General features: G+C 64.2%; 26 protein-coding genes. 14 read left to right on the forward strand and 12 right to left on the reverse strand.

Translation table 11 applies throughout. From position 1 onward, the window contains the following. The first annotated feature begins 105 nt into the window (after nucleotides 1–105). The 7 genes from C84B14_RS09305 (at nucleotide 106) to C84B14_RS09335 (ending at nucleotide 6,755) form a co-directional block, all read left to right on the forward strand. Nucleotides 106–753: an ABC transporter ATP-binding protein gene (locus C84B14_RS09305; protein WP_353223576.1), complete on the forward strand. Its 648-nt coding sequence runs from the start codon at nucleotides 106–108 to the stop codon at nucleotides 751–753. After that, entirely contained in the window at nucleotides 750–2,081 is a 1,332-nt protein-coding gene (locus C84B14_RS09310) for an ABC transporter permease (RefSeq protein ID WP_353223578.1), read from the forward strand. The genes C84B14_RS09305 and C84B14_RS09310 overlap by 4 nt, the downstream gene beginning before the upstream one ends. After that, nucleotides 2,078–2,875 carry a DUF3299 domain-containing protein gene (locus C84B14_RS09315; RefSeq protein ID WP_353223579.1) on the forward strand — a complete coding sequence of 266 codons (798 nt, stop codon included), beginning with the start codon at nucleotides 2,078–2,080 and terminating at the stop codon, nucleotides 2,873–2,875. Before C84B14_RS09310 ends, C84B14_RS09315 begins: the two co-directional genes overlap by 4 nt. 137 nt (nucleotides 2,876–3,012) lie before the next feature. Next, nucleotides 3,013–4,194 carry an S-(hydroxymethyl)glutathione dehydrogenase/class III alcohol dehydrogenase gene (locus tag C84B14_RS09320; RefSeq protein ID WP_353223580.1) on the forward strand — a complete coding sequence of 394 codons (1,182 nt, stop codon included), beginning with the start codon at nucleotides 3,013–3,015 and terminating at the stop codon, nucleotides 4,192–4,194. Nucleotides 4,195–4,302: 108 nt separating this feature from the next. Further along, a complete protein-coding gene (locus tag C84B14_RS09325) occupies nucleotides 4,303–4,548 on the forward strand; it encodes a hypothetical protein (RefSeq protein ID WP_353223582.1) in 246 nt (81 codons plus the stop codon). 36 nt (nucleotides 4,549–4,584) lie between these two features. Beyond that, entirely contained in the window at nucleotides 4,585–5,685 is a 1,101-nt protein-coding gene (locus tag C84B14_RS09330) for a CobW family GTP-binding protein (RefSeq protein ID WP_353223583.1), read from the forward strand. A 185-nt stretch (nucleotides 5,686–5,870) separates the two neighbouring features. Beyond that, nucleotides 5,871–6,755: a hypothetical protein gene (locus C84B14_RS09335; RefSeq protein ID WP_353223585.1), complete on the forward strand. Its 885-nt coding sequence runs from the start codon at nucleotides 5,871–5,873 to the stop codon at nucleotides 6,753–6,755. 140 nt (nucleotides 6,756–6,895) lie between these two features. On the opposite strand, the gene zigA is transcribed toward C84B14_RS09335, so the two are convergent. The 5 genes from zigA to C84B14_RS09360 form a co-directional block, all read right to left on the reverse strand. Next, complete coding sequence (gene zigA / locus C84B14_RS09340; RefSeq protein ID WP_353223587.1) at nucleotides 6,896–8,098, reverse strand: zinc metallochaperone GTPase ZigA; 1,203 nt, start codon at nucleotides 8,096–8,098, stop codon at nucleotides 6,896–6,898. 32 nt (nucleotides 8,099–8,130) lie between these two features. Then, nucleotides 8,131–8,538, reverse strand: a complete 408-nt coding sequence (locus C84B14_RS09345; RefSeq protein WP_353223589.1) for a TraR/DksA C4-type zinc finger protein — start codon at nucleotides 8,536–8,538, stop codon at nucleotides 8,131–8,133. Nucleotides 8,539–8,612: 74 nt separating this feature from the next. Beyond that, entirely contained in the window at nucleotides 8,613–9,431 is an 819-nt protein-coding gene (locus C84B14_RS09350) for a ZIP family metal transporter (RefSeq protein WP_353223591.1), read from the reverse strand. 94 nt (nucleotides 9,432–9,525) lie between these two features. Beyond that, nucleotides 9,526–11,706 carry a TonB-dependent receptor gene (locus tag C84B14_RS09355; RefSeq protein WP_353223593.1) on the reverse strand — a complete coding sequence of 727 codons (2,181 nt, stop codon included), beginning with the start codon at nucleotides 11,704–11,706 and terminating at the stop codon, nucleotides 9,526–9,528. 76 nt (nucleotides 11,707–11,782) lie between these two features. Then, a complete protein-coding gene (locus tag C84B14_RS09360) occupies nucleotides 11,783–12,385 on the reverse strand; it encodes a TetR/AcrR family transcriptional regulator (RefSeq protein WP_353223595.1) in 603 nt (200 codons plus the stop codon). A 97-nt stretch (nucleotides 12,386–12,482) separates the two neighbouring features. On the opposite strand from C84B14_RS09360, the gene C84B14_RS09365 reads away from it, so the two are divergent. Beyond that, entirely contained in the window at nucleotides 12,483–12,815 is a 333-nt protein-coding gene (locus C84B14_RS09365) for an SMR family transporter (protein WP_353223597.1), read from the forward strand. After that, on the forward strand, nucleotides 12,812–13,126 hold the full coding sequence (locus C84B14_RS09370) for a DMT family transporter (protein WP_348767423.1): 315 nt from the start codon (nucleotides 12,812–12,814) through the stop codon (nucleotides 13,124–13,126). Before C84B14_RS09365 ends, C84B14_RS09370 begins: the two co-directional genes overlap by 4 nt. Before the next feature lie 375 nt (nucleotides 13,127–13,501). On the opposite strand, the gene C84B14_RS09375 is transcribed toward C84B14_RS09370, so the two are convergent. Next, a complete protein-coding gene (locus C84B14_RS09375) occupies nucleotides 13,502–14,548 on the reverse strand; it encodes a methyltransferase domain-containing protein (RefSeq protein ID WP_353223600.1) in 1,047 nt (348 codons plus the stop codon). Nucleotides 14,549–14,641: 93 nt separating this feature from the next. Next, a complete protein-coding gene (locus tag C84B14_RS09380; RefSeq protein WP_353223602.1) occupies nucleotides 14,642–16,171 on the reverse strand; it encodes a methyl-accepting chemotaxis protein in 1,530 nt (509 codons plus the stop codon). 155 nt (nucleotides 16,172–16,326) lie between these two features. Here C84B14_RS09380 and C84B14_RS09385 point away from each other — a divergent pair, with 155 nt between their 5' ends. The 4 genes from C84B14_RS09385 to sat all read left to right on the forward strand — a co-directional run bounded on the left by C84B14_RS09385 (nucleotide 16,327) and on the right by sat (nucleotide 20,247). Then, entirely contained in the window at nucleotides 16,327–16,578 is a 252-nt protein-coding gene (locus C84B14_RS09385; RefSeq protein WP_348767426.1) for a Trm112 family protein, read from the forward strand. 140 nt (nucleotides 16,579–16,718) lie between these two features. Then, nucleotides 16,719–18,065: a dihydroorotase gene (locus C84B14_RS09390; protein ID WP_353223604.1), complete on the forward strand. Its 1,347-nt coding sequence runs from the start codon at nucleotides 16,719–16,721 to the stop codon at nucleotides 18,063–18,065. An 86-nt stretch (nucleotides 18,066–18,151) separates the two neighbouring features. Next, a complete protein-coding gene (gene fur, locus C84B14_RS09395) occupies nucleotides 18,152–18,586 on the forward strand; it encodes a ferric iron uptake transcriptional regulator (protein WP_348767428.1) in 435 nt (144 codons plus the stop codon). 476 nt (nucleotides 18,587–19,062) lie between these two features. Then, complete coding sequence (gene sat / locus C84B14_RS09400) at nucleotides 19,063–20,247, forward strand: sulfate adenylyltransferase (RefSeq protein ID WP_353223606.1); 1,185 nt, start codon at nucleotides 19,063–19,065, stop codon at nucleotides 20,245–20,247. A gap of 102 nt (nucleotides 20,248–20,349) precedes the next feature. Here the strand turns inward: sat and C84B14_RS09405 are convergent, their stop codons facing one another. From C84B14_RS09405 to C84B14_RS09420, 4 genes are read right to left on the reverse strand one after another with little or no spacing between them, the layout of a single operon-like run. Next, entirely contained in the window at nucleotides 20,350–20,559 is a 210-nt protein-coding gene (locus C84B14_RS09405; RefSeq protein ID WP_353223608.1) for an acetyltransferase, read from the reverse strand. Beyond that, entirely contained in the window at nucleotides 20,556–20,912 is a 357-nt protein-coding gene (locus C84B14_RS09410) for a DUF488 domain-containing protein (RefSeq protein ID WP_353223610.1), read from the reverse strand. Before C84B14_RS09410 ends, C84B14_RS09405 begins: the two co-directional genes overlap by 4 nt. A 37-nt stretch (nucleotides 20,913–20,949) precedes the next feature. Then, nucleotides 20,950–21,912: a cation diffusion facilitator family transporter gene (locus tag C84B14_RS09415; protein WP_353223612.1), complete on the reverse strand. Its 963-nt coding sequence runs from the start codon at nucleotides 21,910–21,912 to the stop codon at nucleotides 20,950–20,952. 5 nt (nucleotides 21,913–21,917) lie between these two features. Next, on the reverse strand, nucleotides 21,918–22,232 hold the full coding sequence (locus tag C84B14_RS09420; protein ID WP_353223614.1) for an ArsR/SmtB family transcription factor: 315 nt from the start codon (nucleotides 22,230–22,232) through the stop codon (nucleotides 21,918–21,920). A 25-nt stretch (nucleotides 22,233–22,257) separates the two neighbouring features. On the opposite strand from C84B14_RS09420, the gene C84B14_RS09425 reads away from it, so the two are divergent. Next, nucleotides 22,258–23,001 carry an HAD family hydrolase gene (locus C84B14_RS09425; RefSeq protein WP_353223616.1) on the forward strand — a complete coding sequence of 248 codons (744 nt, stop codon included), beginning with the start codon at nucleotides 22,258–22,260 and terminating at the stop codon, nucleotides 22,999–23,001. A gap of 37 nt (nucleotides 23,002–23,038) precedes the next feature. Here C84B14_RS09425 and gltX read toward each other — a convergent pair whose 3' ends face one another. After that, complete coding sequence (gene gltX, locus C84B14_RS09430) at nucleotides 23,039–24,469, reverse strand: glutamate--tRNA ligase (protein ID WP_353223618.1); 1,431 nt, start codon at nucleotides 24,467–24,469, stop codon at nucleotides 23,039–23,041. Nucleotides 24,470–24,670 lie beyond the last annotated feature (201 nt).

Below are 24,670 nucleotides of genomic sequence, written 5' to 3' on the forward strand. Positions count from 1 at the left end.
GTAATGTGCGATGAACCTTTTTTTGGGCGCGGGATGCCGAAATCGGCAGACATCCGGGCTTAAAATATGTAACGTTATAGCATCCCTGGCCTTCTTTATTAATCCATGCTCTGTATTCGCGATCTGGAGCACTGCTATACCGACGTGCCCGTCGTACGCCTACAGCGCCTGGACGTGGCAGCCGGCGAACAACTGGCCATCCTCGGGCCGTCCGGCAGCGGCAAGTCGACGCTGCTGCATTTGCTGGCCGGCGTGCTCACCCCGACACGCGGCGATATCCGGGTTTGCGATCAATCGCTGGCCGCCATGCGCGAGTCCGCGCGCGATCGCTTTCGCGGCCGCCATATCGGGCTGGTCTACCAGAGCCTGCACCTGATCGCGGCCCTGTCGGTGGCCGACAATCTGGCCCTGGCGCGCTATCTCGCCGGCCTCGCGCCCGATGCCGCGCGTATCGATGAAACGCTCGATCGTGTCGGCCTGGCCGCGTTCAAGGGCAGCTATCCGGCACAACTCAGCCAGGGCCAACGACAACGCGTGGCGCTGGCCCGTGCGCTGGTCAACGAGCCGCGGCTGATTCTGGCCGACGAGCCCACCTCCAGCCTGGACGACGCCAACGCCGAGCGTGTGGCCACGCTGTTGATCGAGCGGGCCCGTGCGGCCGGCGCCGCGCTGATGGTGACCACCCATGATCGTCGCCTGGCCGATCGGTTTGAGCGCCGGCTCATGCTCGGCGAAGCCGGAGTGGTCGCATGAATCTGTGGCGCCTGAGCCTGGCCTATCTGCGCCACCAGAAACTCACGGCCGCGTTGAACGTGTTTCTGCTGGCGCTGGGTAGTGCCATCATCGTGGTGCTACTGCTGGCATCCACCCAGCTCAAGGACAATCTGGTCCGCGATGCCGGCGGGATCGATCTTGTGGTGGGTGCCAAGGGCTCGCCACTGCAGCTGATTCTGTCGGGCATCTACCATATCGATACGCCCACCGGGAATATCGATCTTGCCGAGGCACGGCGATGGTCCCGGCATCGGCTGGTCGACCGCGCTATGCCGGTCGCGCTCGGCGACAGCGTGCAGGGCTTTCGTATCGTGGGTACGAGCGACGACTTCCCGGCGCTCTACGACGCCGAGATCGCCAACGGCCGCAGCTGGCATGCGCCAATGGAAGCCGTACTGGGCGCCCGGGTCGCGGCCGCGACCGGACTGGCGGTGGGCGATACCTTTGCGGGCGTGCATGGTTTTGCCGCCAGCGGACACAACCACGAGCATGCCCGCTACCGCGTGGTCGGCGTACTGGCGCCCACGCGCAGCGTGATCGACCGCCTGGCGCTCACCGACGTGCGCAGCGTCTGGGCACTACACGGCGCATCGGGCCACGACGCAGCGCACGAAGCCGGTCATGACCATGAGCACGAGCACGAGCACGAGCACGAAGACGATCATGCCGGCGACGGGCATGGCGCCTCCCACCACAACGCGCCCACCGCGGTGGATCACACTCCGTTGCCGTCGATCCTGGCCCCGGACTTCCCTGCCACGGGCCGCCAGATCACCGCGCTGCTGCTGATCTCGGACTCGCCGCTGGCGGGGCTGACCCTGCCACGGCTGATCAACCGTGTATCCAGCCTGCAGGCGGCTGCGCCGGTAGCCGAAATCACCCGGCTGCTCGGGTTGATCGGCTTCGGCCTGGACACGCTGGCCGCCTTCGCCGGGCTGATGATTGCAGCGGCCGCGCTGAGTGTATTCGTGGCCCTGTACAACGCGCTGCGCGCCCGCCGCGTCGACCTGGCCATGATGCGCTCGCTCGGTGCGTCGCGCGCACAACTTCTGCGCCATATCCTGCTCGAAGGTCAGATGCTGGCGATGGGCGGTGTCACACTGGGCTTGTTGATCGGACATCTGGTGACCGAAGGATTGGGTTTATGGCTGCAGGACGCACAACTGTTTCATCTGACCGGCTGGGCGTGGCAGCCCGCGGAATGGGGGCTTCTGGCCATGGCCGTGATCGTGGGCCTGCTGGCCGCACTGCTGCCGGCGATCCAGGCCTATCGCGTGGATATCGCCCGTACGCTGGCCGGCGAATGAATCGGCGTGCACACGGATGCAGCCTGCTGATAGGCCTGGCGATCGCGCTGATCGCCAGCACCGCCTGGGCGAATGAACCGGCGTCCATCGACCTGATCTACGAACAGCTCGCCCCCAGCGACGGCGCGCCCGTGATTCCGGCCATTCAGAACGATATCGTCTACCTGGCCGCCGAGGTGCGCGACGCCGACGGCGAGCTGCTCGACGATGTACCTATCAGCTTAAGCTCTACCCGAGATAACGAACTGGTCGGCCCGAAGCCGGTAACGCGTGACGGCGGCTATACCGACCTGGCCCTGGTAGCCCGCTCCCTAGGGCGCGATACGCTCACGGTGTCGGCCGGGCCGGTGTCCACCCAGATCGGCCTCGACGTGCGTGAACCCGACGCAGTGGATGACTATGCCAGCGCGCTGGAAGGCATCGACGACAGCGATAACGTGCTCGGCTGGGCGGCGCTCATGCAGGCCCAGATCGACTACGACGAACAGTTTCGGGTATCCGCCATCTACCCGGCGGCGCTGAAAGAGCGCTTCGGCCAGACCGTGCGTCTGGTCGGCTACATGCTGCCCATGCAGATGTCCACGACCCAGACTCGCTTCATCCTTTCGGCCAACCCGCCGGTGTGCTTCTTTCATATGCCGGGCGGCCCGGCCACCGTTGTGGACGTGCACACCCAGCGCGCCATGGACATGACCTGGGAGCCGGTTGTGGTCGAAGGCACGCTCCAGGCCGAAACCCAGACCGACGACGGCCTGCTCTACCGGCTGACCGACGCCCGAGTCGTCAACCGCTAGCGCGGGTCGGCATTGCCGGGCGTCAGGCACCGGCCCGGCTGCCGCTGCACGCACCGCCCCCTGTAAGGCCGCATGGTCAGCGTGGTTGACAAGATTGCTATGTTATAACGTCCTTAACAGAACCCAAGGGTTTGCAAATGAAAACGCGTGCTGCCATCGCCTGGGCGCCCAACACCCCGCTCGAGATCGAAGAGGTCGATCTACAAGGCCCCAAGGCGGGGGAAGTTTTGGTGCGTATCGTCACCACCAGTCTTTGCCATACGGATATGTTCACCCTTTCGGGGCGCGATCCGGAAGGTAATTTTCCCTGCATTCTCGGCCACGAAGGCTGCGGTATCGTCGAAGATGTCGGCAAGGGCGTCACGTCCGTCAAGGAAGGCGACGTCGTCATTCCGCTCTACCAGCCGGAAGATCCGAACTGCCCTTACATCAAATCGGGCAAGACCAATCTGTGTCAGACCATCCGCAAGACCCAGGGCCAGGGGCTGATGCCGGACGGCACGAGCCGCTTTTCTTATCGCGGGCAGATGCTGCACCACTATATGGGCACGTCGACGTTTGCCGAATACACCGTACTGCCCGAGATCGCGGTCGCCAAAATCGACCCGGCCGCACCGCTGTCCAAGGCCTGCGTAATGGGCTGTGCCGTGCCCACGGGCGTCGGCGCGGTACGCAATACGGCCAAGGTGCAGCCCGGTGATACGGTCGCCGTATTCGGCCTCGGCGCGGTCGGCATGGCGGTCATCCAGGGCGCGGTACTCCAGGGTGCCGGACGCATCATCGGCATCGACATCAACCCCAACAAGTTCGCCCTGGCCGAATCGCTCGGTGCGACCGAGTGCATCAACCCGCGCGACTATTCCGAGCCGCTGCACGAAGTCGTCATCGATATGACCAACGGCGGCGTGGACTTCTCCTTCGAGTGCGTGGGCAGCGTGGAATTGATGCGCGCGGCCCTGGAGTGCTGCCACAAGGGCTGGGGCGAGAGCATCATCATCGGCGTGGCCGGGGCCGGCGAGGAGATCTCGACCCGCCCGTTCCAGCTGGTGACCGGCCGGGTCTGGCGCGGCTCCGCCTTCGGCGGCGTACTGGGTCGCTCCGAGCTGCCCGGCATGGTCGACGAATGGCTTAACGGCACCATCGACGTGGATCCATACATCACCCACAACATGGACCACGAGCAGGTCAACACGGCCTTCGAACTGCTGCGTACCGGCCAGGCCATCCGTTCGGTGATTCACTATCGCGACGAAACCCTCACCCCGGATCTGCCGGGCGAACTCGTCACGTCCAGCAACGCGGTGGTCGAACCCGCCTGACCTGCCAGGTCGCGAACCGGCCCGTCGCATGCACCATGCGGCGGGCTTTTGCACCGCGCAGCGCATCGCTGAACTTATCCTATCGACAACCTGCTGCAAGAGGCCGCCATGGCATCGCATAACGACCTCGTTCCCCGCACCTACGAACAGTGGCGACACTGCATCACGGTCGACTGCGGCATGGCACTCACGCCGGCCTATATAGAACAACGGCTGCACGCACTGCGCGATGACAACGATGACGCCACCCGACGGTTCATCGCAGTCTACGGACCGGCACACCATCGTGCGGTCATCGGCTGGTTCGAACGCGCCGGCGCCGAGCTGAACGCGGCCGACTCGCCGCGTGGATAGGGCTGGGCGCTGCACTATGCTCAACGATCACCGCTAATGCCCGCATCCACTGATACCCCGATCCCTATCACGCTGCTGACCGGTTTTCTGGGCAGCGGCAAGACCACGCTGCTCAATCGGTTGGTACGCCAGCCCGGCATGAACCGGACGCTCGTCGTGATCAACGAGTTCGGCGAAATAGGCCTGGACCATCAGCTGTTCAGCGCCAGCCGCGAAACCGAGCCTGTCGCGCTTGAGAGTGGCTGCCTGTGCTGCACGGTGCGCGGCGATCTGGTGCGCACCCTGCGGGATGCCACCTGGCGTTTCGCCCGCGAGGGCGAACGCTTTTTCGATCGATTGGTAATCGAAACCACCGGCCTGGCCGACCCGGCGCCCATTCTGCATACCCTGATGACCGACGCCCGTATCGCCCGCGCCTATCGGCTGGACGGCGTGGTGACCTGCGTTGATGCCGTCCACGGGCAGGCCAGCCTCGATGCGCACGACGAGGCAATGAAGCAGGCCGCCATGGCCGATCTACTGTTAATTACCAAAGCCGATCTCACCGCGGCCGACACGCTGGCGAATCTGCGCGCACGGCTCGGCGCGCTCAACAGCGGCGCCCGCCAGATGACGGTGACCCACGGCCATGTCGATGCCAGCGAATTGACCGACCTGGGTATCGACCCGCAGCGCGCGCACGGTGCAGATATCGAACGCTGGCTGGGCACCGCACCCGCCAAGAATACGCCGCAGCCCGGCGCCGCGACCGGACTGCGTCTGGGCGCAGCCGTGGCATCGCCGACATCGACGCTCATGCCGACACCGGTGGCCAACGATCCGAATCGCCACGATGATCGGGTTCGGGCGCACTGCTTTACCTTCGATACGCCCATCGACGCCGATCGCCTCGAGGTCTGGCTGCAGCTGATGGTGTCGCTCATGGGCGAGCGCATGCTGCGTATCAAGGGCTTGATCCATATCGCCGGCGAAGCCCGACCCGCCGTCATCCACGGGGTACAGCATATTTTCCACCCCATGACCTGGCTGGACGCCTGGCCCGACGACGACCGGCGCTCGCGGCTGGTATTCATCACCCGCGATATTCCGCGCGACTCGCTGGCGGGCATTCTGGCCGCGCTGGAGGCCTCGGCATAGCGACGCACTTCGCGTGTGCGCCGTTCTGGAACGATGGCTGCGCGGCGAGGCCGCCTGTCCAGCGCGCTCGAACACGGTATCCCCGATATCCCTCGCGCCTGCTGTATAAAGCCCGTTTATCAATGAGTTTCGGTCGCCGCGTGCCGACGGTGGCCGGAACAAGGCATACAACCCGGGCCCGTCCAATGACGCTTCGACTCGTGATCCCGTTCGCGCTGTTTTTCCTTGCCACCAGCGCCGTCGCCCAACCGGACGTGAATGCGTTGATCGAAGAAATGGTCAGCAATGGGTATCCGCCCGAACAGGAAAAACTGGCGGCCCGTATCACCGACGCGCTGATCGAGCGCGCGCACGAGGTGGCGCTACCGGCATTGATCGAGGACTTGCAGCCCGACAACCAACAACATCTGCGCCAGGTGTCATGGCAGCAGTCGGATCGCGCGATCCATGTGGCGACGCTCTGGCACCAGAACAGCTTCCAGCACGTCCGATACGAGCAACAGGAATGCTCCGGGCAGAACTGTTACGCGATCAATGTCTATCCGATCATTCAGTGGCGCAAGGCCAACGGTTCCTGGGGCGCACGCAGCCTCTACAAAATGGACGGCGAGTGGCCACAGGTACGCCAGGAGGGTGCACAGGCCGAGGTCAGGGCAATCCATAAGCTGCAGCCGGCCGACGAAGAGCTGTATCTGCTACTCGGCGACCAGGCGGGCAACCGTGAGCCAGCGTATATCACGGCGCTGGTCATTGCTTTCGAGGGCGATGAGCTGAAGCTCGACTATCCGGCCTTCAAAGAACGCTATCCGTTACTCGAGGCGTCGATTTACGATGCACGCAGGCCGAATTCGTATCGGCAACACATGTCGTTCGATGCGGATACGCAGGTCCTTTCCTTTGTCGATCTGGACAGTCAATTCATTCCCGGACTGAGTCGTAAAAAACCCGGTCGCGATAAAGTCTTGGTGGCCCAGGATTCGAGCCGGCTCCAGCATTCCATACTGAACAAGAATGCAGAGCGCTCATTGGCACTCAAGTTTGTGGATGGGCATTTCGTACGCGTCGAATGATTCACCCCGCCCGGCGTTTCGCCCGCAGTCATAGCAGCTGACTGTTCCGAGCCCGCAGGCAGGTGGCCATTATCTCGTTCATATAAAAAGGCCCCGGCGCCGCGAGGAAACGAACGCCGGGACAGACGGACGACCGTTGATCAATGGGCAGCAAGCTGCCAACGGGGGAACGGGTCGTCGAATTCGCGCCACATCTCGGGCCCGCCCATGCATTCGGCCTCGGTCAGCAGACAGGCATCCAGACGCTCGATCAGCGCCGCTTCGTCCATGCCCATGCCGATGATCACGATTTCCTGGCGCCGGTCGCCGTAGAGCGGATCCCACAGGGCATCGACGGTGGCCCGTGCTTCGGCGTCTTCCGGCGCCTGCCCGGCCCGGTCGCTGGCCCACCACAGGCCAATCGCCTGATGCGTGAGCGCGCCACCGGCCTGGGCCATTTCGCCAACAAAGTCGGGCCGCGTGGCCAGCCAGAACCAGCCCTTGCTGCGCAGCACGCCGGGCCAGTCCGAATGGAACAGATCGAGCAGACGCTGGGGGTGAAAAGGCTGGCGACGCCGATAGACGAAGCTGCTGATGCCGTATTCTTCGGTCTCCGGCGTATGTACGCCCTGCAGTTCGCGTACCCAGCCGGCCGACATCGCCGCGCGATCGAAATCGAAGCGCCCGGTGCCGACGATATCGCCCGTGGCGATGCGGCCGTGTTCGGCCTCGACCACCTGCGCGGCCGGGTTGAGCGCAGCAATCACACCGCGCGCCGCACGGCGTTGTTCCGGCGTGGCCAGGTCGATCTTGTTGAGCACGATGACGTCGGCAAACTCGATCTGGTCGACGAGTAGATCCACCACGCTGCGCTCGTCTTCTTCGCCCAGCGACTCGCCGCGATCGGCGATGAAGTCCGCGCTTTCGTAGTCGGCCAGCAGCGCAGCGGCATCGACTACGGTCGCCATGGTGTCCAGACGTGCCACGTCGGCCAGCGAGAAGCCTTCTTCGTCGCGCACCGCGAATGTGGCCGCGACCGGCATGGGCTCGGAGATACCGGTGGATTCGATCAGCAGATAGTCGAAGCGCTCTTCGCGTGCCAGCCGCGTGACCTCGGCCAGCAGATCGTCGCGCAGCGTGCAGCAGATGCAGCCGTTGGAAAATTCGACCAGCTTCTCGTCGACGCGCGACAACGCGCCGCTATCGCGAATACGGGCGGCATCGATATTGATCTCGCTCATATCGTTGACGATGACCGCCACGCGCAGGCCGTCGCGGTTGGCGAGCACGTGGTTGAGTACGGTGGTCTTGCCCGCGCCGAGAAAGCCCGAAAGCACGGTGACCGGCAGGCGTGTATCGCGCATATCCAATCCTTTTTGAAAGCGTGTGGGGGTATTCAGCGCGCCGCGCGAAACGCGCGCTCGCGCAGCTCGGCGTCGGTCTTGACGTCGGCACAGGTGGTGGCGGTCGGACGGGCCAGCAGGCGCTCGATACCGATCGGCTCACCGGAGACCTCGCACCAGCCGTAGTCGCCGTCGCGGATCAGCTTTAGCGAGGCATCGATCTTGTTGCGCAGCTGGGCTTCGCGATCCCGCAGGCGCAGATCGAGCCAGCGCGCCTCTTCGGCCAGGGCGCGGTCGCCCGGATCCGCGAACGTGAGGTTTTCATTGAGCCGTACGCGAATATCCCGCTCGCGTACGAGCACTTCTTCGCGCAGCCGCAACAGGCGCCCGCGAAAGAACGCGAGCTGATCCGGACTCATGTACTGGCTGTCGGGCATGGCCCGGAGTTCGTCTTCTGTCATAATTTATCTACGTTATAACATAACAAATAAACTATATAGAAGCTGTCAAGCGGGTCACTCGCCGGCCTTGGCGCTCACCCCATCGCGAGCTTCAAGACAAGCATGAGAAGAATGCCGAGCGCGACCGGCAACCAGATATGCCAGCCCGGCGTGTCGGGCCTAGCGGAGGCCGGACCCTCGAGGGCGACGCATTCCAGACCCACATGCAGAAAGATCCCGGCAGCCAGGCCCTGGGCGAGCGCCCCCACCCCGACCGAGGGCGGCAACACGCCGGTGGTCATGGCCGCGAGCACGGCGACGATGCCCACCGCACAGGCCGGCAGCAGGATACCGGCCAGCGCGCCGCCGTTGGCGCGCAGACGCCTTGCTACCGCATAGCCGGCCGGGAACTTGTGGGCCACGATGACGCTGCCCACCCATAACCCCAGGCCAGGCGTCTGCGCATACAGCATGCCGATCACCACGCCCGCCCCGGCCGAATGCACGGTCAACGCAAGCAGGCTGGATTCGCCCAGCGCCCCGGGGCGCCAGGCCTGGAAACGACAGGCACGATGCAGGGCCAGACCGAACAGCAGGCCGAACGACACGCCCACACCCGCCAGGCCCGCATCCAGGGACACGGCCTTGGGCAACAGCAGGATACAGGCGGCCGCGATCATCGCCCCGCCGGCCACGCCGTCCAGGGCCTGCCAGAATGCGCTCGTGCCCTGGGTCCGATAGCCGAGCACGCCGCCGGCCAGCATGGCCACGCAGGCAATCAGGGCGATCGAGGCGACCTTCGTATAGCCCGTGAGTGCCGCAAAGCCGACCGCGACGATAAAAACCGCCGCGATCGTGTAGCCGGCGCTGCGCCCGGAGCGATCGACCGGCGCATCCACTGCCGATTGCGTCATCACGGGTTACGACCGCGACTGCAGTTGCGCGGGCCGCCCGCGCTCGATGGGCCGGCCGCACGCCTGCCGGACCGGGTGTCGATACGCATCACGTCTAGAACGGAACACGTGCGGTCAGACGCACATCGCGGCCCGGCGACAGCGCATAGCCTTTATAGGTATCCAGAAAACCGCGGTAGTCCTCGTCCAGCAGGTTGTTGATGGCGACATCGAGATGCACCGTCTGCCCCGCCACCTCGGGCGAAAAGCCGGCGCCGAGATCGACCAGGTAGTAGTCGTCGGTGGAGGCCGACCCGAACGGCGCATCGTCGAACTGGGCGAAGGGCTCGCCGGGGGCGGCGTCCTTGGAGGCGTAGTAGCGAACCGTTACCGATGCTCTCGGGTCCTGAATCCAGCCGTCGCTGGCAGGCGTGAACTCGGCGCCCAGACGGACATTATCGGCCGGCAGCAGCGGCAGCTCGTCGCCGTTGTCCCTGCGCTCGCCGTCCACGGTGGCGGCCGCAGCGCTGAGCGTCATCCAGCTGCCGATATCCTTTTCGATGGACAACTCGGCGCCGGTGAGCTTGGCGTCTGCCTGGTTGTAGGCCGCCACCGGCAGGCCGTTGATCGTCTCGCCGGTGTTGGCCAGAAAGATGTAGTCGTCGATGGCATTGCGATACACGGTGGCCTTGGCACGCAGCGTACCCGAGGCCCAGCGCAGCGACAGATCGGTATTGAGCGAGGTTTCCTCGTCGAGATCGGCATTGCCCTGCTGGAATGCCGCCACGCCGCCGTGCTGGCCGGCGACATACAGCTCGAACAGGCTCGGCGCACGAAACCCGCGGCCAACGTTGGCCGCGACCGACAGACGGTCGGTCAGACTGTAGATCCCGCCGAGCGAGCCGGTCACCACATCATAGGATTGCGTATCGGCATCGAGCACGCTCTGCGACGGGTTCGCCGTCTTGGAGGCATTACCCTCGATCTCGTGGTGGTCGTAGCGCAGGCCGGCCTGCAGCAGCAGGTCGCCGACGCCTTTCTCCTCGAAGGCAAAGATCGCCGCGTTCTCGACCGTGCCGCCCGGCGACAGCTGGGTGGTGCCACGCGACACCTGATCCTTGTTCACGTACTCGATACCCACCGTGCCGCCGTCCAGGCCGAGCACCGGGCCGTGCTGGCCTTCCAGGCGCGCCGTGTACTGGTCGAATTCGATATCGATGGCGTTATCGAAACCGGCCGCGCGGGGCGTGCCGGCAGCGTTCGAGCGGCGCCGATTGTTCTGCCAGACGAGCTTGGGCTTCCAGGTGATGCCACCGGCCTGCTTGTTACCGGCCAGCTCGACCTGCTCGTTGTCGATGTACTGACCCACGCCTTCTTCACCGGCGGCCGGCGGCAGGTTGCCCGCAGGCGGCGGCAGTAGAAAATTGTGCTCGTCGTTGTAGCGCGAGTAGCGCGCGGTCCATTCGCCACCGTCGTCGTCGCGATAGCCCAGCGCGAAATCGCCGTTGACCTGATTGAAGTCGGTATAGCCGAGCGTGCCGGTATAGGCCGGCGCGTCGCGAAACCGCTCGGCCGGCGGCGGCGGGAAATAGGTCGTTTCGTCGGGCGTTTCGATATTACCCGCGCTGCGCCGGATGAGCCCGGCCGCGTAACCGAAGCGGCCGTTGCCGCCGGTGGCCTTCACGCCCGTATCCCACTGACCGTTGTTGGTGGCATAGCGGGTCAGCGCCTCGCCTTGCACCGGCGTGTCCCAGGCAATGGCCGGGGGCAGCAGGTTGATTGCGCCGCCCAGCGCGCTCGATCCATAAAGCACGCTCGAGGCACCGCGCACGACTTCCACCCGATCCATCAGGAACGTGTCGGTGGTGGGCATATGGCGCACGCCGTACTGCTGGTGATCGACGCCCACACCATTCGACAGAATCTTGATGCGCTCGCCGGACAGGCCGCGAATCACCGGCTTGCCCACGCTGTTGCCGGTGCTGATCGAATCCACGCCGGCCAGGTCCTCGACCGCCTCGCCGAGATTGGTCGCGCCCTTGGCTTCGATATCGTCGGATTCCACCACGTCGACATCCGCCGCCTGCGACAACGGACTGCCCGGCAGCGGCGCGCCGGTCACCGAAATCGGGCCCAGTGCCTGCTGCTTGGCACCCTGGCCGGGCAAGGCGAGCGTGTCGGCGTCGTTACCGGCCGCCCAGGCCGACGCCGGCACGCACAGCAATGCAAGACAGACGGCCGAACGCCGCCACGGCCGCTGTACCGCGACCGGCCCGTACTGATGATTCCCCCGCATGAGATCCCCGACTGATAAATAAAATGAAATAACATTACATTTTTACCATACGGGTAAAGTAGAACCAAACCGGGCTTCAATCGTGCGCGTGTACGAGCCCGGCCCAGAAGACAGCCAAACTCGAAGCCAGCCGGCGTCGATATTCCGCCTCGTCGTAGATGAAGCGCTGACTGTATAGGCCGTCCATCAGGCAGTAGAACGCGTCCAGAAAAGCCCGCTCCCCAATCGCCCACCAACAGCCCTCGCGCTGGCCCTGTAGGTAGAGGTCACGCAGGGCACGGTCGATACGGCGTTCGTTGGCCGCGTTGATTTCGCGGATCTGCGCGGCCAGCGGCTCCGGGGGAAACAACAGGCAGCGCTTGTAGAACGCCCCCTGGGACTCGGTGAAGATAAAGGCGCTCAAGTCCTCGACGAGCGCGTGCAGCCGGGTCTTTACATCGGCCTCGGCATGCCGGGCCAGACTTGCATCCTGAACCACGAAGAAAGCTGCCTCCACCTGGGTGACCAGGGCCAGAAACAGCGCCGCCTTGCTGTCGATATGGTTGTACAGCGAAGGCTTGCGAATACCCACGCCGTCGGCGATCTGCGCGAGCGTGGTGGCTTCGTAGCCCTGGCGTGCGAACAGCGCGAGGGCGGTTTTTTCGATCCGTTCGGCGGTGGATGCAGCGGCGTCGTTCATCGCAGCCATTCTAGCGCGAGCGAACCAGGCCGCACCGGCCCTTGCAGTTCGACCGCGCTGGCTTATACTAACGACCGTTAGTTAGCAGGAGCGAACGATGCAAAACCTGATCTGGCTGGTTCTGGCCGCCGCTGCGGAAGTCGGCTGGATTTTCGGACTCAATGCCGCCGATAGCATCATCGACTGGGCTGCGACCGGTGGCTGCGTCATCGCCAGTTTCGGCCTGGCCCTGCTCGCGGCACGCCGGCTGGCCGCCACCACGGTCTATATCCTGTTCGTCGGCCTGGGCACAGCCGGCACCGCCTTGCTGGACCACTTCGCCTTCGGCATGCGCTTCGACCCGGCCGCGCTCGCCTGGTTGACCCTGCTGCTGGCGGCGATCTGCGGGCTCAAGCTCACCGCCACTTCGAGCGCGAAGGCCACGTCATGAGCTGGCTGGCCTTGTTATGCGCAGGGGCCTTTGAAATCGTGGGCGTGGCCGGCTTCGAACGCCTGACGCGGCGTATCTATGCTTCCGGCTTGCTGCTCGGTGTGGGCGGCTTCGGCCTGGGGCTGGCCTGTCTGCATTACGCGATGCACAGCATTCCCATGGCCGTGGCCTACGGCGTGTTTACCGGCGTGGGCGCGGTGGGCAGCACGCTGCTGGGTATCCTGTTCTGGGGCGATTCGGCGCGCCCGGCCCGGCTGGTGTGCGTGCTGGCAATCGTGGTCGCAGTGGTCGGGCTCAAGAGCAGTTATTGACTCTGGCGAGCTTCGGCGGACGAGGAAGTCCGCGAACGAACGCTAAAAGCGCGAATAAGAGCGCGCGATTCGACCCGCGTCTTTCGCACGCGCCACAGAAGCCGTGACCTGTTGGCTGTCGGCCTAAGCCAACCTACGCGGCCTCACCTAACGACCACCAAAGTCCGCAGATGGACACCAAGCGATCAAAGGATGGCTCGCCATTCGACGACGATAACGATCACCCGCGAACGAAGGGCGTAGGTTGGATTAGCGCAGCGTAATCCAACAGGGAACGCAGCCCGCGGGTTCGATTCCCACCGCTTTCAATCCCGAGGCGGGCGTTCCATGTTCGCTTACGGCCTGGCGGCCCAAGCCAGCCCACCCGGCCCCGAGCTAACAGCAGCCACCGGCCTCGGCTGTCGCAGGCATCTGTTCATCGAAAGGCAGCGCCGTGCCGCAGCCGGCGAAAATGCCGTAATGGGTATCGAAATTGCCGATGAACTCGAAATGCGCCGCGAAACGGCTCTCGGCGAGCATGCGCCAGGTATTGCCGCATACCGGAAATACCCGGCCCGTTTCGATCCTGTGGTGGCCATCGAGCACGAAGGCGTGCGGCATGTCGGCGAGCGTGCCCTGATAGATCACGGCCTGACCGTAATCCTCACAGGCCGGCTCCAGGGCATCGATATTGAACAGCCGATAGGTCGCCGAATAGAAACGGATATTGCCAAGCCGCGCTTCGATGGCCGGGTTGTCGATGCCCAGGCGCCGCGATTCCACCAGGCGCGGGTCGCCAAAGCCACTGGCACGGGCGAGATTTTCGAAATCGTTCCAATAGAGCGCGCCGGCCAGACATTCGCCGTAGAGCACCGGGTCGCGTGCGAGCTCGGCCGGCACGCGGCGATCGGCATAGACATCCGAAAAATAGAATTCGCCACCGGGTTTGAGCAACCGTTTGACGTCGGCCAGCACCTTGGCCTTGTCGGTACTTAGATTGATCACGCAGTTCGAGATCACGATATCGAAGCTCGCCGGCGCCAGATCGAGTTCGTCGAGCGCTTCGATATAGCCCTTGAGAAAACGCACGTTGGAGCGTTCGAAGCCGAAGGCCTGACGATGATAATCCTGATGCCGGCAGGCGATCTCGAGCTGTTCGTCGGTCATGTCGACACCGACGACTTCGCCCGTTTCGCCGACCAGGGCCGACAACAGATAGACATCGCGCCCGCTGCCACTGCCCAGATCCAGAATACGCATGCCCTCGAGCGCGGCCGGTGCAACCAGACCGCAGCCGTAGTAGCGGCTGATCACCTCGTCATGGAGCTTCGCCAATACCGGCTTGAGATGCTCAGGCGGGGCCTGATCGCAGCAGGCCGTGGTGGCCAGATCCTGGCTGCCGGTGAGCTGGCGGCCGTAATAGTCCTTGACCTCGTCGCGCATGATCGATCGTATACGTGGAACGACCGCTACAGCTTATACCGCCGCATTGCACGGCCGCCATGGCCGGCCGCGGCATGGACTTGTGGTCGGCCTTCAGGTCGGCAATACGCCGCGGCGTACCGACTCGGTGACCGATTCCTTGGGCGGACGCTGGCGATGCCGGCGTTCGCGTCGCCCGCCGGGCCCGGCTGTCTCTTCGGCCGGGATACGGAAATAACCGATCGCCTCGCCGAGCATGTCGGCTTCGCGATTCAAACGCTCGGCGACGTCCTGCGTGCTCTCGATCGATTGCGCCGAGGCAGCCATCGCCTGTTGCATGGCGCGGATGCCTTCATCGAGCACATCGATACCGTCCTGCTGCTGGTGCCCTGAAGCGCTGATTTCGTGCAGGCGCTGCTGGATCTGTTCGAACACGGCCACCACGGCATGCATGCGCTCGGCCGCGCACTCGACATCGGCCACCCCGGTTTCGACATGGCCGAGCGAACGCTCGACGCGCTCGCGAATTGAACGGGCGATGTCACTGCTGCGCTGCGAGAGCTTGCGCACCTCGCCGGCCACCACTGCGAACCCGCGCCCCTGCTCGCCGGCGCGGGCGGCCTCTACCGAGGCATTGAGCGCGAGCAGATTGGTCTGGGCGCTGATCGCATCGATCTCGCCCAGAAGCCGCGCGATATCGCGCGCGCTTTCATCGACCCGTGCCATCGTATCGTCCAGGCGCTGTACGCTTTGTGCGCTCTGATCGAGCGCGCCGCCCACGTTCGTGGCCAGCGCGTGGCCCTGCTCGGCCTGGTCCGTACTCTGGCGGCTGGTCGTAGCCAGCGTCCGATTGCTGCTGGCCATGCGCTCGATATGGACGCCGCTGCGCTCGGTCTGAACCTGAAGCTTTTGCTGCGCCTGCGCGGCATCGCCGCTGAGCCGGCGAACCGCGTTCGCTGCCTTGCCGGCCGCGGCCAGCCGCTGCGAAAAGCGCGATTGCAGACGGGCGACGGCGGCGATCGCCGGGCGCTGCAGCTGCGCGGCGGTGAATGCCTGGGTCAGCGTGCCGCGTTCGGCCGCTTCGGCGAACGCCTGGATGGCGGCAGTATCGCGTACCGCGCGCCCCAGGGTTGCCCCGACATAGCCGAGCACCCCGGCATAGGCCACCAGCACGCCGGCATGCATCGCGAATCGCACCGGCAGCGCCGTCGGCTCGAGCGATGGGGCATAGAGCGTGACCAGGCCCCGGTATTGCAGGTAAGCGAATAACGCGTGATGAACGAGCGCGAGGGCCACACCCACCACCGGCACGCGCCAGTCGGCATAGGCGACGAGCGCCGCAAGCGCGATGAACACACTCAGATGCGCCTCGATGCGCCCGCCGGTCTGGTCTATGAGCAGGGCCGAGAGCACGACGAACTGAGCCGCCATCAACAGCGCGCTGGCCATCGTACCCGGCGCCAGGAAGACAATCAGAAGGGTGAGCGCCGCGCTTGGCACGAGCACGCCCAGCGCGAGCAGCATGCTGCCACTGCCCAGCCCCACCCCCAGACACACCAGCATGAGCAGGAGTGCCACCGCGCCCATGTGCGGGTCGATACGCTGTCGGTAGGCAGTGATGAGGGGGCCGGTCACGTGTTGCATGGCATTCTCGTTGCGCGCCGCGCACATGCTCTCGCCGGCCCACGGCTTATATCCTGAAAACGGATAGCGGCCATGCGCCGCGATTCTTGAATAGCGCCCGAACCGGGCCCCGCCGATGCTAGAATCGCCGGCCTGGATCGCAACGAGTGGCCATCGTGGACAAGAAACTGCTGGATATTCTGGTGTGCCCGGTATCGGGCGCGGCCGTCACGCTGGCCGATCAGGACACCCTGGCCCGACTCAACGAACGCGTAAGCGCCGGCCAGGCACGCTATGCCGACGACAGCACGGTGGACTCGCCGCTCGAACAGGCCCTGGTTACCGCCGATCGCCATACCGCCTATCGGGTCGACGACGGGATTCCGGTGATGCTGCCCGAGCGCGGGATCGATCTGTCTAGGGCCTAGCCGCCCGTCGCACCGCGCCTGCCCGCGCCGCGAGCGGCACAGCCGTTTGCCGACAACAATCAGGCCGCAGCCCTGGGCGTAGACTCGTACGAAACGTCCACAGGTCATAAACTGGGGGCAAATTCCTACCGCCCCGCCGCATGACCGACTACCTGATTGCGAACGCCCGCCTCGTGAACGAAGGACAGCGCCGCGAAGCCGACGTGCTGATTCGTAACGGGCGAATCGAGAAGATTGCCGGCCATATCGCTGCGCCGGCCGATGTCGAAGTCATCGATGCCGGCGGGCACTACCTGCTGCCCGGCATGATCGACGACCAGGTGCATTTTCGCGAGCCGGGCCTGACCGACAAGGCCGACCTGGCCAGTGAATCGGCCGCGGCCGTGGCCGGCGGCATCACCAGCTTCATGGACATGCCCAACGTCAAGCCGCCGACCGTCGACCACGACGCCATGGTGGCCAAGCACGCGCTCGCGCACGGGCGCTGCACGGCGAACTACGGTTTTCACTTCGGTGCCACCAACGACAACATCGAAGAAATCAAGAAGCTCGACACCCGCTTGTCGGCCGGCGTGAAGATCTTCATGGGCGCCTCCACGGGGCGCATGCTGGTCGACGATGACACCGCGCTCGAACAGATTTTCGAGCATTCGCCGCTGACCATCCTCACCCACTGCGAAGACACGCCCATGATCGAGGCGAACGCAGCCCGGGCGCGCGAGCTCTACGGCGAGGATGTGCCGATGAGCGAGCACCCGGTCATTCGCTCGCGCGAGGCCTGCTATGCCTCCTCGTCGAAAGCGATCGACCTGGCCCGACGCCACGGAGCACGGCTGCATATCCTGCATATCACCACCGCCGACGAGCTGGATCTGTTCGACGCCGGCGCCATGGGGCCCAAGCAGATCACCGCCGAGGCCTGTGCCCATCATCTTTTCTTCGAAGACAGCGATTACGCGGCCCGCGGCACGCTGATCAAGTGCAATCCGGCCATTAAGACCCATGCCGATCGCATGGCCCTGTTGAAAGCCGTCGCCGACGACCGCATCGATGTATTAGCCACGGATCATGCACCGCATCAGCTATCGGAGAAGGAAAAATCCTACTTTGGCGCGCCGGCGGGGCTGCCTCTGGTTCAGCATGCGATGCCTTCGCTACTCGATCACGTCAGTGCGGGGCATTTCAGCCTGGAACAGCTGGTGACCAAGAGCGCGCATAATGTGGCGGATCGCTTCGATATCGCCGAGCGGGGTTATATTCGGGGAGGCTACTGGGCCGATCTGGTGATTGCGGACCTGAGCGGACAGACCGTGGTCGATCACGAACCGATCCTGGCCAAATGCGGCTGGTCGCCGTTTGCCGGCCATACCTTTCAAAGCCGCATCATGAGCACTTTCGTGTCTGGCCAACTGGCCTATCATGAAGGTAAACTTAGCCGAGGCTGTATCGGCCGAGCGCTGACCTACGATCGCGACCACGCACGCTAGGCAGCGCCCCGACCGGGCTGAATCATTCAGCGCCCGGACGGTCCTTATCAAACGGACCGTTCTGCGATTTATCGAGGTGCCGACGCATGGAAACCAGCGATCTGCGCAAAGCCGGACTCAAGGCGACACTACCCCGCCTGAAGATCCTGGAAGTGCTGCAAAACAACCGGGAGGATCATCTCTCGGCCGAAGACGTCTATCGCCGCCTCATGGCCGAAGACGAGGACATCGGCCTGGCCACGATCTATCGCGTGCTGTCCCAGTTCGAGGACGCGGGCCTGGTGATTCGCCATCATTTCGAGGACGGCCATGCCCTGTTCGAGCTCGAACAGGGCCCGCACGATCACCTCATCTGCGTGAAGTGCGGCAAGATCGAGGAGTTCTTCGATACCGAAATCCAGCAGCGTCAGCGCGACGTGGCCCAGAAATCCGGTTTTGACCTGTCCAAGCATACGCTGGTGCTCTACGGCGAATGCCGCACGGACAACTGCGAAAACGACACCAGCAAGAAGAGCTCGTAGCCGCGACACTTCGCCCCTTGAGCGTGGCCCAGGGCCTAAGGAACCTCTGATCTATTCATCTACGGTCGCGCCGGTGTCTTTTGCGCGCGTCTGACAAGACGCCGCGAGCGCCGTTTGCTGAATGCAGATAAGCGAGCGGCAACGCCGCTCAGGCGCGCGCAAAAGCCCGGCCGCTACGCGGTTTGGCCCAAAAGGCCGCGCTACGGCGTTGCATGGCTGGATCATAGAGTGCCTATGACGCGGCGCCATGCGCCTTGTATCGCGGCCTTTTGGGACTCAAACGCGACCGTGGATGAATAGATCAGAGGTTCCCTAATACGCCCTTGTGTCACGGGCATCGCGCCCGCAATACGTTAGAATCCGCAAAATCCTGACGGTCGAAACGCGGCACGACAGCCGCGTTTTCCGTTATGCATGGCACGCACGGCGCGTCATGCGACCCGTTTTTGCCATTCGACAACGCAAGGCGCGACGACATGATCAAACCGCACGGTTCCGATACGCTCAACCCGCTGTATGTGGCCGACGAGGCCGCCCGCGAGCAACTCATACAGGAAGCCCACGAACTGCCGGCGATCACCGTCAGCTCGGCCGCCGCGGCCAACGCCGTGATGCTCGGCGCCGGCTATTTCAACCCGCTGACCGGCTTCATGAGCAAGGCCGATGCGCTATCGGTGGGTCGCGACCTGCGGACCAGCGACGGCCTGTTCTGGCCGGTGCCGGTGCTCAACCTGGTCGACGATATCGAGCCCATCAAGGGCGCGGCCCGTATCGCCCTGCGCGACCCCAACGTCGAGGGCAACCCGGTGATCGCGGTGCAGGACATCGAGGGCGTCGACGAATTCAGCGACGACGAGCTGAACACGCTGCTCGAGCAGATCTTCACCACCACCGACGAAGAACACCCCGGCGTGGCCACCTTCAAATCGCTTGGCCGCCATGTCGTGCACGGGCCGATCCAGGTGCTGAACTTCAGCTATTTCGAGAAGGATTTCCCCGATACCTTCCGTACCGCGCAGTCGATTCGCGACGAATTCGCCGAACGCGGCTGGGAAAAGGTCGTGGCCTTCCAGACCCGCAACCCCATGCACCGCGCCCATGAAGAACTGTGCAAGATGGCCATGGAAGCCACCGGCGCCGACGGCATTCTCGTGCATATGCTGCTGGGCAAGCTCAAGCCCGGCGATATTCCGGCCAACGTGCGAGATGCCGCCATTCGCACGATGGTGGATCATTACTTCCCCAAGAACTCGGTGATGATCACCGGCTATGGCTTCGACATGCTCTATGCCGGCCCCCGCGAGGCCGTGCTGCATGCCGTGTTCCGCCAGAACGCCGGCTGCTCCTATCTGATCGTCGGCCGCGACCATGCCGGCGTGGGCGATTTCTTCGGCCCCTTCGATGCCCAGAAGATCTTCGAGGAACGCGTACCCGACGACGCCCTGGATATCGAGATCTTCGCCGCCGACCACACCGCGTTTTCGAAGAAACTCGGCAAGGTGGTGATGATGCGCGACGTGCCCGATCACACCAAGGAAGACTTCGTGATCCTGTCCGGCACCAAGGTGCGTGAAATGCTGGGCAACGGTATCGCCCCGCCGGAAGAATTCTCGCGCCCGGAAGTCGCCGAGATTCTGATGCAGTACTACCAGAGCAAATAGCGCGACCGACGCGCGCGCGTCGTTTCAAAGCCCGGGCACGCCGTATGCGGCCCGGGCTTTTTCATGCCTGTCCGCACGCGCCGCGGCTACGCGCCTGCGCTATTACGGCTTATGGGTACTGTCGGCCGCGGCGGCATCGCTGTTGCCAATCACCTCGGCCATGTCGAGACGGCGTATCGCGCTGATCGCCATCTCCAAGGCGCCTTCCCCGCAGAGGCCGGCCATGGCGGCGTCCTCGTAGCCGGCAAGCGCGGCTTCGATACAGGCGTCGCGAACGCGTTCGGCGTCGTCCAGGCCGGCCGGGTCGCTCATGCGGCGTCTTCCAGCCAATTCTTGAGCACTACCGCGTGGTTGCATTCGGTATCGCGCGCGGCAAACAGCAGGGTCACTTCGTCTTCCTGGGCCACGATTTCACGCAGGGCGTCGAGATCCTCGTTGTCGGAGTCGTCCAGCTCGGCGCGATAGCTTTCGCGAAATGTCTCCCAGCGATCGCGATCGTGGCCGAACCAGCGCCGCAGCTCGCTCGACGGCGCGACCGATTTGTACCAGTCGTCGAGCGCGGCATCGGTCTTCTTGACGCCGCGCGGCCACATGCCGTCCACCAGCAGGCGGCGGCCGTCGTCGTCCGCTACGGAATCGTAGATACGCTTGAGTTGTATCGACATTGCCAACCCCCTGCCCGTTCTCCCACGGGCACTGTCTTCAAGTGGCCACGCCGCAGTCCGAATCCACCGCACAGGCCAGCGCGGTCTGACGGTCTTCCGGCTGCAGCGTGGTATGGGTGATCGAGAATCGCTCGGCCAGCAGCGTCTGCAGCCGCGGCAGGATGGCCTGCCAGTCGCTCATGCGGCCGATTTCGATATGCGCGGCCAGCGCACGCTGGCTCGATGACAGGCTCCAGATATGCAGGTCGTGCACCGAATGCACGCCTTCAATACCGGCGAGTTCCTTGCTGACTCTTGCGGCATCCAGGCCCTTGGGCACGCCTTCCATGAGTACGTGCACGACGTCCTTGAGCAGACGCCAGGCCGATACCAGAATCAGCGCGCTCACCAGCAGCGAAAGCAGCGGATCGATCGGCATCCAGCCAGTCAGCAAAATCACCGCGCCGGCCACGATCGCGGCCACCGAGCCCAGCAGGTCGCCCAGCACGTGAATGAGCGCGCCGCGCACGTTCATGGTCTGTTCGCCGCGCATGAGAATGGCGGCCACCGCGATATTCATCACCAGCCCGATGGTGGCGATGATCATCACCGGCACGCCGGCCACTTCGCGCGGCTCGGCAAAGCGCTGGATCGCAGAGAACGCGATCGCCACGACCACCACGATCATCAGCACGGCGTTAATGAGTGCGCCCAACACCTCGGCGCGCTGCAGGCCGAAGGAATGCACCTTGGACGCCGGGCGCTTGGCCATCCAGGCCGCAAGCGCCCCGATAGCAAGCGAGGAGCTATCGGTGAACATATGACCAGCGTCGGACATCAATGCCAGCGAATCGGCCCACCAGCCGCCGACGGCTTCGACGAAGGCAAAGGAAAGCGTCAGGCACAGCGACAGCACGAGCGCCCGACCGCTGCCGCCATGATGGTGGTGTCCGCCCAGTCCGTGCTCGTGGCCGTGCTCGTGGCCGTGCTCATGACTGTCGTGGGCATGCGCATGAGCCATGACGCCTACTCCTGAACGCTGTGTTCGACCATGTCGCGCAGCACGCGCTGCACGTGCGCGTCGGCGGCCACATAGAACACCTGCTTGCCGCGACGCTCGGCGCGCAGCAAACGCGCGGCCCGCAGCAGGCGCAGATGATGGCTGGCCAGCGACATGGAGATATCGATATCGGCCGCGAGCGTCTGCACGCTCTGCGGCTCTTCGAGGCAGGCATAGACCAGCGATAGCCGGTTCGGCTCGCCCAGCAGGCGAAACATCTCGGCCAGGCGCGAGGTCTGGCCGGTGCTCAGAACCTGCAGTTCAAGATAGGTGGTGGTCATGCGAACCTCGACAATTGAACAAGCATTGTATCGAGCACGCGCCTGTTATGGTATTTCGCACGATACGAATCGGGTCACTGTCGCGTTGCACTACCGGCTGCTCAGCTTCGACGGGGACATGACGCTCTGGGATTTCGAGGCTGGCATGCACGCCGCGCTCGAACGCACGCGTACGCTGTTGCTCGAACGCCGGCCGCATATGGCCGCGGCGCTGGTCGATATCACACCGATGATTGCTTTGCGCGATCGCATTCTGGTCGAGGAAAGCGCCGCACATCTGTCATTCGCCGAAATCCGCCGACGTGCGTTTCATGCCCTGCTGGCCGAACACGACCGCCCCGACGAGGCGCTGGGCGACGAACTGTATACGGCCTATCTGCAACACCGGCTCGAGGCAACGGCGCTATACAGCGACACGGCGCCGTTTTTCGCCGGGCTCAATCGCAATCTACGACTCGCGCTGCTCTCGAATGGCAATACCCATCCGCAGCACCTGGGTATTGCCGATCGCTTTGACGTCATCGCATTTGCCGGCGACGCCCACCGTGCCAAGCCGGCGCCGGACATGTTTTCGCACGCGCTCTTGCATACGGGTTGCAGCCCGGCGCAGATGATTCATGTCGGCGACGCGCTGGACACCGATATCGCCGGCGCCAACGCCATCGGTGCCACCTCCGTCTGGCTCAACCGCGACGGCCGGGCCAACGAGACGGCGATCGTGCCCGATTACACGATCACCACGCTGGCCGAGCTGGACGCGCTGCTATAGGCCTGTCGCCGGCCGTCTTTCCCGAAAAACTCGCTCGCTAGCCCTCGTCCGAAGCAAACGCCGCCACGGCCGCATCCAGGCGTGCCAGCGTTTCATCGCGACCGAGGAGCACCAGCGTATCGTCGATCGACGGCGACACGGGCCCGCCGGTCACCGCGATACGGATCGGCTGGGCGACCTTGCCCATGCCGACTTCGTTGTCGGCCGATACCTGCTTGACCACCGCACTCGCGGCTTCGCCGTTCCAGTCGTCGAGCGCTGCCAGGCCGTCGCGTACCTGCGCTAGCAAATCCGGCGTGCCGGCCTTGATATGTTTCTTCACCGCCTTGGGTTCGTATTCGGTGACCGGCTGGAACACGAACAGTGTTTGCTCGGCCATTTCCAGCACGGTCTTGCAGCGGCCCTTCTGAATGGCAGCGATCTCGGCCAGGCGCGTGTCGTCCACGCCGTCGATGCCCAGACGCGCGAGGTGCCAGCGCAGCTCGCCGACCAGATCCTCGGGGGCGGCCATCTTCAGGTGCTCCTGATTCACCCACAGCAGCTTGTCCGGGTCGAAGGTCGAGGCGCCGCCCTGAACATGCTCGATATCGAAATGTTCGAGCATCTGTTCGCGGGTGAAGATTTCCTGATCGCCATGGGCCCAGCCCAGGCGCACCAGATAATTGAGCAGCGCGCCCGGCAGAAATCCTTCTTCGCGATAGCGCATCACGCCCACCGCGCCGTGGCGCTTGGAGAGCCGCTTGCCATCGGGCCCGAGAATCATGGGCACATGGGCATAGACCGGCAGCTCGGCAAAATCGCCGATCAAGGCTTTCAGGATATTGATCTGGCGCGGCGTGTTGTTGACGTGGTCATCGCCGCGAATGATATGGCTGATGGCCATATCCATATCGTCGACCACCACACAGAAGTTGTAGGTCGGCGTGCCGTCGGCACGGGCAATCACCAGATCGTCCAGCTCCGTATTCGAGATGGTGATATCGCCCTTGACCATGTCGTGGATAACGGTCTCGCCGTCCAGCGGCGTGGCAAAACGGATGACCGGATCGACGCCTGCCGGCGGCTCGGGCAATGTCTTGCCCGGCATCGGCCGCCAGGTGCCGTCGTATTTCGGCTTTTCGCCCTTGGCCCGCGCGGCTTCGCGCATGGCTTCGACTTCCTCGGCGCTCGAATAACAGCGATAGGCCTTGCCTTCGGCAAGCAGCCAGTCGATGACTTCGGCGTATCGATCGAAGCGCTTGGTCTGGTAGTAAATCTCGCCGTCGTGCTCGAGATCGAGCCATTCCATGGCATCCAGAATCGCCTGCACGGCTTCGTCGGTCGAGCGTTCGCGGTCGGTGTCCTCGATACGCAATACGAAGCGGCCGCCGCTGGCCTTTGCATGCAGCCAGGAATACAGCGCGGTACGTGCGCCCCCGATATGCAGATAACCGGTCGGCGACGGCGCGAAACGGGTAGTGATCGTCATGGCAAAAGGCCGGGCAGGTAGTGACAGGCGGCGTAGTTTAACAATCCGCCCGATGGCGGGTGGCCCGATCGCCTATCGCATGCGTTGCTTTGGTCAACGATTCGACTGTATGCACGCCCCGCCTGGCGAACACCTGTACCGGCGCCTGCACATCCACACCCGGAAACGACAACCTCGACAACACGGTATGCGCACTCGACT

Origin of the sequence: Salinisphaera sp. C84B14 (genome assembly GCF_040361435.1) — a bacterium.
Lineage (GTDB): Bacteria > Pseudomonadota > Gammaproteobacteria > Nevskiales > Salinisphaeraceae > Salinisphaera.